General features: G+C 59.2%; 15 protein-coding genes and 1 riboswitch. Of the genes, 7 read left to right on the top strand and 8 right to left on the bottom strand.

Annotation, left to right across the window (positions count from 1 at the left end):
* Positions 1-63: 63 nt before the first annotated feature.
* From M5G11_RS01180 to M5G11_RS01150, 7 genes are all read right to left on the bottom strand, one after another.
* Positions 64-1,377 (bottom strand): TolC family outer membrane protein, encoded by a 1,314-nt coding sequence (locus tag M5G11_RS01180; RefSeq protein ID WP_273912430.1) that lies wholly within the window; start codon positions 1,375-1,377, stop codon positions 64-66.
* Entirely contained in the window at positions 1,377-3,464 is a 2,088-nt protein-coding gene (locus M5G11_RS01175) for a peptidase domain-containing ABC transporter (protein ID WP_273912429.1), read from the bottom strand. The genes M5G11_RS01180 and M5G11_RS01175 overlap by 1 nt, the downstream gene beginning before the upstream one ends.
* A gap of 40 nt (positions 3,465-3,504) precedes the next feature.
* Positions 3,505-4,665, bottom strand: a complete 1,161-nt coding sequence (locus M5G11_RS01170; protein WP_273912428.1) for a JmjC domain-containing protein — start codon at positions 4,663-4,665, stop codon at positions 3,505-3,507.
* A 104-nt stretch (positions 4,666-4,769) separates the two neighbouring features.
* On the bottom strand, positions 4,770-4,943 hold the full coding sequence (locus M5G11_RS01165) for a hypothetical protein (RefSeq protein WP_273912427.1): 174 nt from the start codon (positions 4,941-4,943) through the stop codon (positions 4,770-4,772).
* Between the two features lie 146 nt (positions 4,944-5,089).
* The gene (locus tag M5G11_RS01160; protein WP_273912426.1) at positions 5,090-5,401 is read right to left on the bottom strand and encodes a hypothetical protein; all 312 of its coding nucleotides are present in this window, start codon (positions 5,399-5,401) and stop codon (positions 5,090-5,092) included.
* Positions 5,402-5,714: 313 nt separating this feature from the next.
* Positions 5,715-5,897 carry a LuxR C-terminal-related transcriptional regulator gene (locus M5G11_RS01155; protein ID WP_273912425.1) on the bottom strand — a complete coding sequence of 61 codons (183 nt, stop codon included), beginning with the start codon at positions 5,895-5,897 and terminating at the stop codon, positions 5,715-5,717.
* Positions 5,898-5,960: 63 nt separating this feature from the next.
* Positions 5,961-7,244, bottom strand: coding sequence for an HlyD family secretion protein (locus M5G11_RS01150; RefSeq protein ID WP_273912424.1), 1,284 nt, complete (start codon positions 7,242-7,244; stop codon positions 5,961-5,963).
* Positions 7,245-7,599: 355 nt separating this feature from the next.
* Here M5G11_RS01150 and M5G11_RS01145 point away from each other — a divergent pair, with 355 nt between their 5' ends.
* The 5 genes from M5G11_RS01145 (at position 7,600) to hcnC (ending at position 12,228) form a co-directional block, all read left to right on the top strand.
* Entirely contained in the window at positions 7,600-8,265 is a 666-nt protein-coding gene (locus M5G11_RS01145) for a TetR/AcrR family transcriptional regulator (protein ID WP_273912423.1), read from the top strand.
* A gap of 60 nt (positions 8,266-8,325) precedes the next feature.
* Positions 8,326-8,497: riboswitch (yybP-ykoY riboswitch) on the top strand.
* A 7-nt stretch (positions 8,498-8,504) separates the two neighbouring features.
* Positions 8,505-9,068, top strand: a complete 564-nt coding sequence (gene mntP / locus M5G11_RS01140) for a manganese efflux pump MntP (protein ID WP_273912422.1) — start codon at positions 8,505-8,507, stop codon at positions 9,066-9,068.
* Between the two features lie 203 nt (positions 9,069-9,271).
* Entirely contained in the window at positions 9,272-9,586 is a 315-nt protein-coding gene (gene hcnA, locus M5G11_RS01135) for a cyanide-forming glycine dehydrogenase subunit HcnA (protein ID WP_273912421.1), read from the top strand.
* Positions 9,583-10,980 carry a cyanide-forming glycine dehydrogenase subunit HcnB gene (gene hcnB / locus M5G11_RS01130; RefSeq protein ID WP_273912420.1) on the top strand — a complete coding sequence of 466 codons (1,398 nt, stop codon included), beginning with the start codon at positions 9,583-9,585 and terminating at the stop codon, positions 10,978-10,980. Before hcnA ends, hcnB begins: the two co-directional genes overlap by 4 nt.
* A 3-nt stretch (positions 10,981-10,983) precedes the next feature.
* Positions 10,984-12,228, top strand: coding sequence for a cyanide-forming glycine dehydrogenase subunit HcnC (hcnC, locus tag M5G11_RS01125; protein ID WP_273912419.1), 1,245 nt, complete (start codon positions 10,984-10,986; stop codon positions 12,226-12,228).
* A gap of 18 nt (positions 12,229-12,246) precedes the next feature.
* Here the strand turns inward: hcnC and M5G11_RS01120 are convergent, their stop codons facing one another.
* Entirely contained in the window at positions 12,247-13,131 is an 885-nt protein-coding gene (locus tag M5G11_RS01120; RefSeq protein WP_273912418.1) for a LysR family transcriptional regulator, read from the bottom strand.
* 130 nt (positions 13,132-13,261) lie between these two features.
* On the opposite strand from M5G11_RS01120, the gene M5G11_RS01115 reads away from it, so the two are divergent.
* Both M5G11_RS01115 and M5G11_RS01110 read left to right on the top strand, forming a co-directional pair.
* On the top strand, positions 13,262-14,239 hold the full coding sequence (locus M5G11_RS01115; protein WP_273912417.1) for an AraC family transcriptional regulator: 978 nt from the start codon (positions 13,262-13,264) through the stop codon (positions 14,237-14,239).
* A 97-nt stretch (positions 14,240-14,336) separates the two neighbouring features.
* Positions 14,337-15,665 carry an MFS transporter gene (locus M5G11_RS01110; protein WP_273912416.1) on the top strand — a complete coding sequence of 443 codons (1,329 nt, stop codon included), beginning with the start codon at positions 14,337-14,339 and terminating at the stop codon, positions 15,663-15,665.
* Positions 15,666-15,788: the final 123 nt, after the last annotated feature.

Below are 15,788 nucleotides of genomic sequence, written 5' to 3'. Positions count from 1 at the left end.
AACTATGTTCCGAGCACCCACCTGCAGTCACGGATTCCGTGCAAAGGACCGTCGCGTCTCAGGTCAGTGCAAATGCAGTAGCCTGTTGAGCTCAATTAGATCACTTTCCATGAGTCCGCCCACTGTTGCCTTCAGGCGCAGTTTGGCCAACAGGGTGTCGTAGCGAGCCCTGGATAGTTGCTGCACCGTTTCCGTGAAACGACTCTGCACTTGCAGCACATCAATACTGATCCGAACACCCACTCTATAACCCAGTTGATTGGCTTCCAGAGCAGACTTTGCCGAGACGCTAGCTGTTTCTAATGCTTGTACTTGCGCCATTCCGCTGACGACCCCTAGCCAGGCTTCCCGTACCTGCAGTTGCGCGGTGCGTTTGGCCTCTTCGTACTGCGCTTCACTTTGCTCATGTAATGCTTGGGCTTGGCGCACTGCGGAACGGGTACGTCCACCTCCATACAACGGCACACTGATACGCAGTCCGATGCTGGACGAATCGCTGCGCTCAGTCCCCACATTCGGGCGCTGTTGCATGCCCTGGCTGGCCACCAGGTCGATCGTGGGCAAGTGATCCGCCTTTCGGCTGCGTACTTCATTTCGAGCAATTTCCAGCAGCAACGCCTGATGCTGAACTTCAAAACCGCTCTGCTGCGCTTGCTCAATCCATACATCTATATCTGATGGAAATGGCGGTTCAAGGCTCACCCCATTGCGCAGACCTGGCAGGGGACCAGGCTGACGCCCAATGATGCGCGCCAATCCGTGTCGGGCCAGTTGAACATCACTCTTTGCCTTGATTGATGCTGCCAGTGCTCGATCGGCACTGGACTGTGCCTCGTGCACATCGGCGATGCTGACATTGCCGAGTTCAAATTGCTTACGGGCGCTGGCCAATAACTGAGCATCGGCAATCTGTTGCTGGCGCAGGGCATCCAAGGCTTCTTCAGTACTCAAGACCTCAAAGTAAGCGGTAGCCACGCGAAGTATCAATGCTTGCTGAGCACCGTGAAAGCGGGTGACTGCAAGGGCTGTTTGTTGGTTTCCTTGTTGATAGAGGATCCAGCTCTTCCAGCGAAACACCGGTTGGACCAATTGTATGCTGTAGGTCTGGTTCTGCCGGCGATGTTCTATCTCTCCTCCCTCGACCTGGTACTGGCTGCGGTTCCACAGGTTTTGTGCCTGTAGAGACACTTCCGGCAGGAGACCCGCGCGGGCCTGTATGACGTTTTCCAAGCCAGCCTCACGCTCGGCCTGGGCCGCAGAAAATTGGCGATCGTTAAGCAGAGCATCCTGATAGATCGTCACGAGGTCATCCCCCTGAACAACCATCGTCTGACCCAGCAGCAAGAGCAAGCCGAGTAACTTTGGAAACAGCGGCATCAGGTAGTGACCGGTATTGGCAGGCGTCGTAAGTCTTCAACGACTGTGCCTTTTTCCAGGCGCACCAGTCGATGTGCCAGGGCAATGGTTTCTTGTCGATGTGCAATGCTGATTCGAGTCATGGCCAGGCGTTGCATGGCGTGTACCACACATTGTTCGCTGTGCAGGTCGAGTTGGCTGGTGGCTTCATCCAAGGCCAATATTTTGGGTTGTTTGTACAGCGCCCGTGCCAACATCACCCGTTGCCGTTGACCACCTGACAGGCCGCTGCCCATTTCCGCAGCGAGTGTCTGGTAGCCCATTGGCATCTGACAGATGGTGTCGTGAATGTAGGCATGTCGCGCCGCATCTTCGATCTTGTCTTGGTCAGCCTGGGGGGCGAAACAGGCAATATTTTCGGCAAGGGAGCCAGCAAAAAGCTGGTCCTCCTGCATCACCACGCCTATCAGGTTACGTACCCCGTCAACACCCAGTTGACGAGCCGGAATGCCACCCAGCCGAACCTCGCCTTCGGTGGGCTGCAGCAAGCCGAGCATGATTTTAAGAAGTGTCGACTTGCCACAGCCGGACGGCCCTACGATCGCTACTGAATCACCTGCAGCAATCGTCAGAGACAGGTTGCGAATGATCCAAGGCTCACCTTCGGCATACCGGAAAGAGACATCCCTGAACTCAATACTGGGATCAATGTGCTGCACATCGGTTTCCGACTGAGAGAGGGCTTCGACCGGCTCCAGTGCGATGTCCGCCAACCGTTCGGCATGCAATGAAAGCATCCTGATTTCAATACCCAGGTCGATCAGCTTGCTGGCACGCCCGGTGAACTGACTCTTGTAGGCCAGAAAGGCCAGCAGCATGCCCAATGACAGGCTGCCTTCCAGCACTGCTATGCCACCGACGTATAGCAACAACATACCTTCAACCCCAAAAATCAGCGTGTTGAGGCTGGCGAACGCCAACAGCATCTTCTGGGTCGTCACATCGCGGTTCTGAACATCCGCCATCATGTTCTGCCAAGTGCCCAGGCGTGCGGAGGTCATATTGAATAATTTGAGCGGTAGTACCGTGCGGATGCTCTCAAGAAAGTAGGAGTTTTCTCGGGCGGCCAGAACAATTCGCTCTTCCGAGGCATTGCGCAGTGGGTGATAAAACGCCAGCCGCAACAGTGCGTAAAGCAGCACGGCCACGCCGACGATGCCCGTCAGTGCACCGCTATACAGCAGCATCATGGAAACGGTAACAAGCGTGACCAAGCCATCGATTACGATGGTAATCGCACCGCCGGTAAAAACATTTCGAATGGCTGACAGCGACTGAAAGCGCGCGGTGATATCGCCCAGTTGACGCTTTTCGAAGTATGGCCAAGGTAATCGCAGCAAGTGGCTGAACAAGTTCCCCGACCATTGCAGTGCCAACTGCTGGTTGAGTCGCAACCCCATCCAGCCCTGCGCGATACGCAGAACAAAATCGATCAACATCAACAGGCAGCCGCCCATTACCGCCAGCAGCAACAAATGATGGTCGGCCGACACTAAAGCCCCGTCGACCACCCATTGCGTCACCTGGGGCGAGAGCAAGGCCACCACTTCCAATGCCAATGCCAGAACAAAGATGTTTCCCAGCGCACGCTTGAGCCCAAGCACTCGACCGACCAACGCCCTTAAACGCAACCGAGGTTTGTGCTGGGCGGGAACAAACTCAGCGTTTGGTGACAACTCCAGTGCCACCCCGGTGAAGTGTCGAGAGGCCTCCTCCAGTTTCAATACCTGTCGCCCACGCGCAGGATCGAAAATGACGAGGCGGCCATTCTGAACCTTCACCAGCACAACAAAATGGTTGAGGTTCCAGTGCAAGATGCAGGGCGTACGAAGCTGTGGGATTTCTTCCAGTTCAAGGCGTAACGGTCGGCAGGTAAATGCCAGGTTCTGGGCATAGCGGATCAATTGTGCGAGGCTCGTCCCCTTGATAGAAACCACAAAACGTTGTCGCAGTGTTGCCAAGTCCAAATGCAATCCGTGCGCGGCGGCAATCATTACCAGACACGCCAGGCCACATTCCTGGCTCTCGGACTGTAAGGTCACGCGCATCACGTTGGTTCCTGCACTGAAAAATCGGTCATGGCACTACTCAAGAACGAATCAGTTCAAGAATGTCCTGATGGCAGAGCTCGAACATCAGGTCGCGAAGCTTTGCAGAATCCAAATCAGGACGTCGGGCGAGTAATTCGCCCAGGCGAATACCGGGAGACTGTTCGATAGTGCTCACGAGTAGCAGCGCCTGCGGGTCAAGAGTGATCCTGGTACCGTTGGCGATCAGGTAGTTTTGCGCAATCGAGAGGGTGCAGTTGGCCGAAAGCTGCAAGCCGACATGATCTGGCAACTGCTTGACGCTGGCATTGCCGAGAAGGTCGATGGCCAACGGCGTCTCTACGCGTTGGGCCGCGTCAAATGCATCCATGAAACGCTCGTAGTGAGCAGGGTCTGTGATCAGTTCCGCGAATTGGGTAACCAACTGCGAGAGAGTTTCCCGATCATGCTCGAACGTACGCATGGCTTTTCGCGCCGCGGCCAAGGTTGGCAGTTGCTGTTGCACTGACCACTGCAAATAATCCAAGGCATGAGCAGGGAATGTGCCGATGGAAAGATGAAAGGTTTCCTCCTCGAATGGCAAGGGGTTGTGCCACCAGCCCCTGGGCAAATAGAGCACATCGCCAGGTGCAAGGATAAAGTCCATGTAGGCCTCGGCAGGGCACGGATAGTCCTGCTCAAGATCTTTACTCTGCTGCATGTACAGCGGATCGTTGAAGCTCGGCTCGTAAACAATCCAGCGCTTGCGTCCAAGGAGCTGGATGGAAAATATATCCCGGGTGTCCCAATGTGTTTGGAAGGACGCCTGACGGCCAAATGCAGCGTAGGCACTGCTGACGGTTTGCCGTCCTGTAAACTGGGCGACTTGCCGCGCGAACGCATGGACCTTGGGTTCATTGACGATTTTATTGGCAATCAGGGTCGCGCCGTTTTTCATACGCTCATAGACCGCCGATTTGATCAGACGATGCCTGACCATCCCCACGTCGTAGTAGGCCTCGACATATTCGTGCTTGGGCACCAAGCCATTGTGGAGAATCTTGAAATCATCGGAGTCGACGCTACTGCGTTCGATGATTTGGTTGGCGTCAGCCCAAGAAAAGGCCTGCGAGACGTCAAAGGCATTCTTGATCAACAGTGGCTTCTTGCCCTGGTACTGGTCAATGAAATGTGCTTTTGAAATGTTGAAATCAATGACCACGCGACACCCACGAAAACACTAGGCCTGAGCAGCATTGCTCAAGACGAAGTTTGTTTGGAAAATAGAGGTTAACTAAAAAGTAACGGCCAAGCCCAAAGCAAAACTCAACCAGGCCCGTTGGCATAAATGAGTGCGGTGATAATGGCGGGAGCCCCTGCGATGAGGATGAGTTCTATCGTTTTCGGTATCGTCCGGCCCGACAGTACCAAGGTGCCCTTGATGGCCAGTGCACACAATAGCTGTATGCCCAAGTACAAAAAGAAATCCGCTGTATCCATGTTGCTCCTGCTTTACCCGTTGGGTGCCCAAGGCAATGTTTATGAAGCGCGTGCGCTCTATTTATTGACTGTCCTGTATCATCCCTGGCGGAACTATTATTACAAGTCTCGTAAAATTGTTGGCGCCAAGGCTGATCATAAATTAATTAACGATTGTAGTTTGTGCCCGCCGCATCCCAAGCGTTCAAGCCAAATCCGGCAATCATCCCAGCGTAAAAACTTGTACTTCCGCCCGCGATGACCCCGGCGGCGACGGCTGTTCCCCCTGACGGTCCGGAAACGAAGCCAGCAATGGCACCGCCGGTCACCGCGGCTGCAAAGCCACCCATTGACCCCCCGCCGACCGTGGCTTCGAAGCCTACATAACCTGCACCTGCGCTAACTGCGCCGGCGATGGCCCCTGGAATCCCAATACCACCAGCGACCACTTCCAGGTCTTTAATTGCTATGTCTTTCACTGCGTGCCTCGTCATCAGACTGTTGATAGGTGATGGCAGAACCTATTCACTACTTAGTGAGACCTGCAGCACCGGTATAGTGGGTCGGCTGTCACGTGGGCAGCCGAGCCCAGCGCCCGGGCAAGCCAGATCGCCAGAGGTAAGGAATAGTGCCGCGGCCTATTCTAAAGACCCGCTGCGCCGTAGACGACCCTACACATGTAGGGGAAGAACTTGGCCCGTTGATCGATGGTCTAGAGGGTATTGGTACTATGGTCCGAATGCTACAGCGCCCCTCCGTAATATTAAATGCTAACCGGAAACAAAGGGGCTTTCAGCGTTTTATTTGCTGAGCCATTAATTCCATGCGACTGCCTGCCTCACGTTTGCGCAGCAGTGAAGACACATGATCACGAACCGTGTAGTCGCTGATGTGCAGATCAAGTGCAATTTGTTTATTTGTTTTGCCAGCCAACAGCAACTGCAAAACATCCGACTCTCTTTTGGTCAGGCTCATGAGCGCTCAATTATTTTTCTTGATAGACGTTCTAAATGTTAGAGCAGACGTCACGTATCTAGCTTAGTCGCGTAGTTTTCCAGTGACGGAATAGAGTGGCTCCAACGCCCACTCATATAACCTTCTTCGGTCCTGAAGGACATCGGCTTCCAATAACATGCCCGCTTGCAGCGGCTGGGTCTTTCCATAGAGCGCTATGTTGGGGGAGTCGAGGGCCACGGAGACCTGGTAGAACAGCTCGGTCGCCGGCCCTTGTCCCTGCAACGCCGTAGCGATATGGGGTTGTAGCTCTTGCGTCGCGTAGGGGCTCTTTGCCACTGCAATGACACGACCGCGCGCCATGCCGAATTTCTGATAGGGATAGGCCGCATAGCGCATCAGTACGCGTTGCCCCGGCTCGATAAAACCTGCCTGGCGTGGCGTGGCGTAGAGGTGGGCAGACAATGTCGCCCCCTCGGCTATCAGACTTGCCAGCAATGAGCCTGCGCTCACCTGCTGACCGATCTGTGCTCTCAGCCCTGTCAGTGTCCCTGCATAAGGGGCAACGCTGACCAACTCACTGCGTACTGTGTTCTCGGCTTGCTCCTGCTTGACCAGGGCCGCCGCACTGTCGGCTTCGCTGATTTCACTACGGTGGCGCAGTTCGGCTTCTTGGCGTTGAGCCAATAGCCCGGTGCGTTCGCGTACGAGGCTTGCCCTTGCACGATGGTTGGTCTGCTGCTGGCCTTGCAGGATCAACCACTCACTTTCGGCTTGTTGCAATTGTGCAACAGAAATAAACCCTGCATTGACCAACTCTTGTTGGCGCGCCAGGTGGGCACGTGCCAACTCCTCGCGCCGTTCTAATAGACGAACCTCTTCTGTGAATTGCTCAAGTTCCCCGGCGATCGTTGCTATACGACTATCCAGCATCCGTAGTTGCCCAGACAGGCGTTCGTCCGCCAGCACCCTGTTACGTAGCATCAGGTTCAAGCGTTGGTCCAACTGCTCGGCTATCAAGGCTTGCGTTGCGCCAGCGTTGGACAGTCGCTCACCAGAAATGGCGAACAAGACATCGCCCTTATTGACCTGTTGGCCCTCAGCGACGTGCACGTGAGTCAGTATGCCCGCCCCTGGCGCAACCAGGCGCAGCATCCCCTGGTCGGGCGTCAACAAGCCCCTTACGGTGGCTTTACGTGTATAGGTACCGAAGTAGGCAAACGCGAGTATCAGAAGGACCAGTGCTCCCGCTACAAGAGCCGCCATGCTGTATCCCCATGGTTGGTGGATCAGGACGGTGCCGAAACGTTGCTCATGCGCTGTTGCAAGCGCTTCTTCGCGGAAAAGGGGGGAAGCGGGGGGCATCATGCAAACCTGCTGAAATTCTTATGGGCGCTTCTTGCGCGGCGCGCATGATAGGCGATTGCATTACGATTAAATATTCATTAAATGAACGTAAAGCGACGAATATATTGCTAATCGTTTCCTCTTCATTGAGCGCTGTTCTTCGTATCTTTTGTGGGAGTTACCAACGACTTGAGCGGTACTTAGCCACCTTTTACGTACGTCGCACCTCATCTGTGGATATCTTCCCCGCTTTTACAGGGGAATATTGGCATTTGGTTTCCCTGCGTCTACGCACTCGCTATATAGTTTTGTATATTTCGTAGTTCAATACCGCTGCACGACACGTTCCGGTACCCCGCCGAACAAGGAAAACCCGATGTACATCATGCCGTTCGACCCGCACTACCCGGTGCCGTGTCGTGATACGCCGCCAGCCCCGCCTGACGATTCGCTCAGGGGCATGATCCTGCAGGCCGCCGGTGATGCCTTTGCCAGCGAAGGCTACAGCGCCACCACGATCCAGAGCATCGCGGCGCGGGCCGGGCTGCCCAAGTCCAATGTGCTGTATCACTTCAAGTCGAAAGAGAGCATCTATGCCCAGGTGCTGGAAGGCATCGCGGTGCCCTATCTGGACGCCTGTACCCCCTTCCACGCCGATGAAGAGCCGCTGGATGCCATGGTGCGCAAGGTCAAGGCGATGATCCGCCTGTTCCAGCAACGGCCCTCGGCCTCGAAGGTGCTGATGGTCGAGCTGGCCAATGAAGCGCCGCGCTTGCCCACGGCCTATTTCGAGCGCTGGACCGCGCAAGCGCAGCAAAGCGTGGCCTGCCTGGGCAAATGGATGGAGCGCGGGCTACTGGCGCCGGTCGACCCGCACTACCTGCTGCTGACCCTGGGTGCCATCGCGCAATCGTGCATCAGCCTGGGCTGGCAGCTACCCGGCATCAGCAACAGTGCCGGGCCGCTGGATGTCGACTTTGACGCTGCGGCCACTACCGCAACGCGCTTGCTGCTGCGCGGGATCATCCCGGATGGGGCGTAACCTGTAACAAATGTGCAGACGGTTTTTGATATTTTTTTCACGTTCGAGCCGGTAGAGTCGCAAGCCTTCGTTGGGGAGTAGCCTGTTACCGAAGCTTTTTCGGTAGCGTTCGTATCAACATTCTCGGCAACCTGCCGTGGTACGAACACCTTCTGGTTGGTGAGACCGACGACCTATCCACGCCTAAGGTCGGGCGTGTGGACAGGTCGTTGTTCTCAGTGCCCGGCCCGGTGTCACCCATGAATCCGATTTCCCTCATCTTCCTTGCCCTGGCCATGTCCACGGACGCCTTCGCGGCGGCCATCGGCAAAGGCTCCAGCCTGCACAAACCGCGTTTCATCGAAGCCCTGCGCATGGGCCTGATCTTTGGTGTGATCGAAGCCATCACGCCCATCGTCGGCTGGGCCATCGGCCATGCCGCCAGCCGCTACGTCGAAACTTGGGACCACTGGATCGCCTTTGCCCTGTTGCTCGGGTTGGGCCTGCACATGGTCTACAACGGGGTGAAAGAAGACGTCGAGGTAGAGGAAAAGCCCGGCAAGCATTCCTTCCTGATGCTCGCCGTCACCGCGTTCGCCACCAGCATTGATGCCATGGCGGTGGGTATCGGCCTGGCGTTCGTCGATGTGAACATCCTCGTGGCTGCCGGGGCAATCGGCCTGGCCACCATGGTCATGGTGACCATCGGCGTGATGCTGGGCCGTGTGCTCGGTACCCTGGTGGGCAAACGGGCGGAGATCCTTGGCGGCATCGTGCTGATGCTGGTCGGCGCGACCATCCTCTATGAACACCTGTCGGTCTGAGCTCATCGGATGTGCTGGTGTGCCTGCACGTGTCGGGGCACGTGCTACCCGGCGACCATCCCAAGGATCAGCCGTAGGCGCTATTGATAGCCTCTCATCGTTTAGAGAGCTGTCCTACGTTGTATGTTTGGCCTGGATCAATTCGTTGCAGCGCAGATCGCATAGTGTTCGAAGTCCTGTTGGTACTTCATGGATGAAACACGATGCACAACCTCGATCGATCACTCGATATCCAACCGCTGCCACATGCGGACATGACCATCCTGCTCAACGGCCAACCGGTCGCTGCCGCTGCCGGGGAAACCGTGCTCAGCGTGTTGCAGGCCGTAGGCCAGCGGCAGATTGGCCGTAACGACCATGGGCAGGTCAGCGGCGCTTTCTGCGGCATGGGCGTGTGCCAATGCTGCCTGGTCGCCATCAATGGCCGGCACAAGCGCCGTGCCTGCCAGACCGTGGTCCAGCCGGACATGCAGGTCGATACCCTGGTCAACCGCGTTGTCGCGCAGGAGGCACCATGAGCCTGCGTCCGGTAATTGTCGGTGGCGGTTCGGCCGGCATGGCCGCCGCCTGTGAACTGGCCCGTTTTGGCGTCGACAGCCTGCTGATCGATGAAGCGTCCCGCCTCGGTGGCGTGGTGTTTCGCGGGCCGCTGCGCAGCGGGGTCGACCTGGGTTACCTCGGCGCGCGCTACAACGCAGCGCTGAACAAGCTGCACAAGGAATTCGAAGCCAATGCCGCGCGCATCGACGTGCGCCTCAACACTCGCGTGGTGGGCGGTGAAAGCGGCCAGCGTTTGGTCGTGCTGGATGGTGAAGAGCAATTGTCCGAAATCGACTACAGCCACCTGTTGCTGTCTGCCGGCTGCCACGAACGCAATGTACCGTTCCCCGGCTGGACCCTGCCCGGGGTGATCCTCCTCGGTGGGCTGCAATTGCAGATCAAGAGCGGCGTGGTCAAACCCCTGGGCACCACGGTGATCGCCGGCACTGGCCCATTGCTGCCGTTGATCGCCTGCCAGCTGCATGGCGCCGGGGTGAAAGTGGAGGGGGTGTATGAGGCTTGCGCCCTGGGCAAGATCGCCCGCGAAAGCCTCGCGCTGCTGAACAAGCCGCAGCTGTTCCTCGATGGCCTGAGCATGTTGGGCTACCTCAAGCTCAATGGCATCCCGATGCACTACGGCTGGGGCGTGGTCGGCGCCGTTGGCGAGGACGAAGTGAGCGAAGTACGCCTGGCCCCCTATGGCGATGACTGGCAGCCGGACATGACCCGCGTGCAACGGGTGAAGGCGCAAACCCTGGCCGTAGGCTACGGGTTTATTCCGCGCACCCAGCTCAGCCAGCAGATGGGCCTGAGCCATGGTTTCAGCGAAGACGGCTACCTGCGCGCCGAAAGCGATGTGTGGCAGCGCAGCAGCGAGGCGCACGTGCACCTGGCGGGCGACCTCTGCGGGATTCGCGGTGGCGAGGCGGCCATGCTCACCGGGCGCATTGCCGCCGTGTCGATGCTGATGCAGGCCGGGCTGATCAGCGATGCCGAAGCCCTCGGCCTGCGTGACCGCTACCTGAGCAAACTGGGGGCGATCAAGCGTTTTCGCGCCGGGGTTGACCGCTACACCTTGCGCGGCAACCAGCAGATAAACCTGCCAACCGAAGACACCCTGATCTGCCGCTGCGAGAACGTCAAACGCAGCGAAATCGACCGCGCGCTGGCGCAAGGCGTCGAAGACATGGCCGGCTTGAAGATGCGCACCCGGGTGAGCATGGGCGATTGCCAAGGGCGGATGTGTGTCGGCTACTGCAGCGACCGCCTGCGCCAGGCCACCGGCCGCAACGATGTCGGCTGGCTGCGCCCGCGCTTCCCGATCGACCCGATTCCTTTCTCCGCCTTTCAGTCACTTGGCACGGAAGCCTGAACCATGAGCAGAACCTATGATGTCGTGATTGCTGGCGGCGGCGTGATTGGCGCCTCCTGCGCCTATCAGCTGTCCAAACGTACTGGCTTGAAGATCGCCCTGATCGACGCCAAGCGCCCCGGCAATGCCACCCGCGCTTCGGCCGGTGGGCTGTGGGCCATTGGCGAATCCGTGGGGCTGGGCTGCGGAGTCATCTTCTTTCGCATGATGTCGGCCCAGCAGAAACGCGAAGCCAATGGCTCGGCGGTGGTCGTCGACTCGAGCACCCCGCATATCCTGCCGCAGTCATTCTTCGATTTTGCGCTGCAATCCAACGCACTTTATCCACAGCTGCACCAGGAGCTGATGGAGCGCCACGGGATGGACTTCAAGTTCGAGCGCACGGGCCTGAAGTACGTGATCTACGACGATGAAGACCGCCTGTATGCCGAGCACATCGTCGCGCAGATCCCGCACCTGGCCGACCAGGTGCGCTGGCTGGATCGCGATGCCCTGCGCCAGGCCGAACCTGCCGTCAGCCACCAGGCGCGGGGCGCGCTGGAGTTCCTCTGCGATCACCAGGTCAGTCCGTTCCGCCTGGCGGACGCCTACACCGAAGGCGCGCGGCAGAATGGCGTCGACCTGTACTTCAACACCAATGTCACCGGGGTGCTGCATCAGGGCGCGCGGGTCAGCGGGGTGAAGACTGCCGAGGAAGGCATCTTCCACTGCAATACCCTGATCAATGCTGCGGGCGCCTGGGCGGCCGACTTGAGCGAGCAGGCTAGCGGCCTGCGCATTCCGGTCACGCCGGTGAAGGGGCAGATTCTGCTCACCGAGCGTATGCCCAAGCTGCTGCAAGGCTGCTTGACCACCAGTGACTGCTACATGGCGCAGAAGGACAACGGCGAGATCCTGATCGGCAGCACCACCGAAGACAAAGGCTTCGACGTCACCACCACCTACCCGGAGATCAACGGGCTGGTAAAGGGTGCGATTCGCTGCATTCCGGCGCTGGCGCAGGCCAACCTCAAGCGCACCTGGGCCGGCTTGCGCCCAGGGTCGCCGGATGAATTGCCGATTCTCGGCCCGGTGGCCGGCGTTGAAGGCTACCTGAATGCCTGTGGACATTTCCGCACCGGCATTCTCACCTCGGCCATCACCGGCGTGCTGATCGACAAGGTGGTGCATCAAGAAGCCCTGCCGCTAGACCTCACGCCGTTCCTGGCGGACCGCTTCGTCGCGGCAAAACAGGCGGCCATCGCCTGATCGGCGCCAGGCCGGCCCTCAGCCCTGAGGGTCGGCCTGCATCTGGCGGATCAGCGCCAGGCACTGTTCCAGTTGCGCAGAGTTATCCCCAGCTCGGCGGCTGAGAATGATCGGCGATACCGCCGAGGTATCGACCAGAGGTGCATAGACGATGTCAGCGCGATGCTGGCTCTGCACGGCTGAAGGCACCAAAGTTATCCCCAGGCCCGCCGACACCAGGCCGAGTGCCGTCTGCAATTCGTTGGTCCACTGCGCCACGCGGATGCCCATGCCGTGGTTGGCGAACAGCGCGACGATATGGTCGGCATAGCTGGGCCGGGGGCTCGCGGGGTAGAGCACGAACGGTTCGGCAGCCAGCCGTTCGAGGGTCAGTGGCTGGCCGAGCAATGCATGCCCGCGGGGCAGGGCGGCGACCAGTGGGTCTTCGCGCAACACCTGCTGCTCGATGGCCGGATCGTTGATGCGGATGCGCCCAAAACCGATATCGATCCTCCCGGCCTTAAGTGCTTCAACTTGTTGCAGGGTGATCATTTCCTGCAAGCCCAGTTCCAGCTCCTCGTTGCGGCGCAGGCGGCGGATCAGCTCCGGCAGCAGGTCATACAGCGTTGATGGCGCAAAGCCGATGCGCAGCCACTGGCGTTCACTGTTGGCAATGCGCCGGGTACCTTCGGCGACCTGTTCGAGCTGGTCGAGCAGGGCGGCGGTCTGCTCGAAGAAGTAGCGGCCCGCTTCGGTCAGGCGCAGCGGCCGGGTGCGCTCCAGCAGTTCGACGCCGAGGCTGTCTTCGAGCTGGTGGATCTGCCGGCTCAACGGCGGCTGGGCCATGTGCAGTTGTTCGGCGGCGCGGGTGAAGTTCAGGGTCTGCGCCAGCACCCGGAAGTAGCGCAAGTGACGCAGTTCCATGATACCTCCAGGGTATGGTTGCCTACCCAAGCGATATTGGACTGGCGCGCTGGGCTGACGCAAGCTGGGCCCTGTGGATAACCATCGCCTGTGGATATCCACCCCTATAAGAATAATGAGAGGCCTGACCATGGGCAGCCAATTGCTGAGCGAGCGCAGCCGCGTGTTCGAGCGCGCCGACCCGTATGCCGTGTCTGACTACGTCAACCAGCATGTCGGCAGCCATTGCCTGCGCCTGCCGCGCACCGGCGACCTGGCCGCGAGCATCAATCACCGCAAGTTCGCCAGCCTCGACCTGTGCCGGCTGAGTTATGGCGGCAAGGCGCGGATCACCTCGCCGGCACTCGGCACGCTGTTCCATCTGCAGATCCTGCTCAAGGGCCATTGCCGTTCCAGCTACCGGGGCGCCGAGCATCACTATGTGCCCGGCGAGCTGATGCTGATTCACCCGGACGACCCGGTCGACCTGACCTATTCGGCCGACTGCGAGAAATTCATCCTCAAGCTGCCCGCCAGCCTGCTTGAACAGGCGTGTTTGGAACAGCGCTGGCAAGTGCCGGACGGCGGCATTCGCTTTCGCTCGGCGCGCCATGCCACGCGTCCGCTTGAAGGTTTTATCGGTCTGCTCGGGTTGATCTGCGAGGAAGCGGAATCCAGCCAGTCGCTGATGCAGGTGCAGGAGCATTACGGGCGCATCGTCGCCAGCAAGCTGCTGAGCCTGCTGGACAACAATATCCAGCGCTGCGAGCCGGCGGCCCAGGCCACTTCGTTCGAACAGCTGGCGGCCTATATCGACGCCAACCTAACCCAGGACATCGCCCTCGAACAGTTGATGGCGGTGGCGCGGGTCAGCGAGCGCAGCCTGTATTCGTTGTTCGAGCGCCATGCGGGGATGTCGCCCAAGGGCTATTTGCGCCAGCGCAAGCTGGAGCGTATCCATGGCGCCTTGCTCGACCCGGCGAGCAACGTGCGCAATGTCACCGAGATCGCCCTGGACTACGGCTTCCTGCACCTGGGCCGTTTTGCCGAGAGCTACCGGCAACGCTTTGGCGAGCTGCCGTCGGTGACCTTCAAGCGCCATCGGTCACTGCCTGCGCAATCTGGATAGCGATTCGCAGTAAACGGCTATTGCCTCTTTTGTGCTGCTCCTAACCTGAGGCCGTGAACCTCGGGTTTCGATAACAACAACAAAAGAGACGCGCACCATGCGAGCAATCGATATCAATGCCCTGGTCGACCAGGCGAAATTCAATCCGTTTCACTGGCGCGTGCTGTTCTGGTGTGCGCTGATCATCATCTTCGACGGCTATGACCTGGTCATCTACGGCGTGGTATTGCCGGCGCTGATGCAGGAGTGGGGCATGACCCCTCTGCAGGCCGGGGCCCTGGGCAGTTATGCGCTGTTTGGCATGATGTTCGGTGCACTGATCTTCGGGCCGTTGTCCGACCGTATCGGGCGCAAGAAGGCCATCACCCTCTGCGTGATCCTGTTCAGCGGCTTTACCGTGCTCAACGGTTTCGCCCGCAACCCCACGGAGTTCGGTATCTGCCGCTTTATCGCCGGGTTGGGGATCGGCGGGGTGATGCCCAACGTGGTGGCGCTGATGAACGAGTACGCGCCGAAGAAGATGCGCAGCACCCTGGTGGCGATCATGTTCAGCGGCTATTCGGTCGGCGGCATGCTCTCGGCCGGGCTGGGCATCGTCTTGTTGCCGGCGTTCGGCTGGCAGTCGGTGTTCTATGTGGCGGTGATTCCGCTGCTGATGTTGCCGCTGATCCTGCGTTACCTGCCGGAATCGCTGGGCTTCCTGGTGCGCCAGGGCCGGGTGGAGCAGGCGCAGGCGTTGTTGCAGCGGGTGGAGCCGAGTTATCAACCGCAGGCGGGTGACCGTCTGGACATCGCGGTCGGCAGCGGCCCTGGTGCGGCGGTGCCACAGCTGTTTCGCGATGGCCGGGCCCTGAGCACGTTGATGCTCTGGGTGGCGTTCTTCTGCTGCCTGTTGATGGTGTATGCGCTCAACTCCTGGTTGCCCAAGCTGATGAGCAACGCCGGCTACGGCCTGGGTTCGAGCCTGGCGTTCCTGCTGGTGCTGAACTTCGGGGCGATCTTCGGTGCGGTGGGCGGTGGCTGGATTGGCGACCGCTTCCGGCTGGACCGGGTGCTGGTGGTGTTCTTTGCCGTGGCGGCGCTGTCGATCAGCCTGCTCGGCTTCAAGAGCCCGACGGCGGTGCTGTACCTGCTGATCGCGATTGCCGGGGCGACCACCATTGGTACGCAGATTCTGGCCTATGCCTGCGTGGCGCAGTTCTACCCGATGGGGATCCGTTCGACCGGGCTGGGTTGGGCCTCGGGGATCGGGCGTAGCGGGGCGATTGTCGGGCCGTTGCTGGGCGGCGCGTTGCTGGGGATTCAGTTGCCGCTGGCGCTGAATTTCCTGGCGTTTGCGGTACCCGGTGCGGTGGCGGCGCTGGCGATGATGGTGTTTGCCAGTCGCGGGCGTAGTGCAGCGGCGTTGAGCCCAGAGACCGCGTAGCCCCATCGCTGGCAAGGCCAGCTCCCACAGGTTTCTCCAGTTGCTTGAGGCCCCCTGTGGGAGCCGGCCTTGCCGGCGATGAGGCCACCGCCATCTACCTTCAAAAACAACAATAAGAGCCAC

It is taken from the genome of Pseudomonas fontis (assembly GCF_028656955.1).
Lineage (GTDB): Bacteria > Pseudomonadota > Gammaproteobacteria > Pseudomonadales > Pseudomonadaceae > Aquipseudomonas > Aquipseudomonas fontis.
This window is presented reverse-complemented; position numbering and strand designations above follow the sequence as displayed.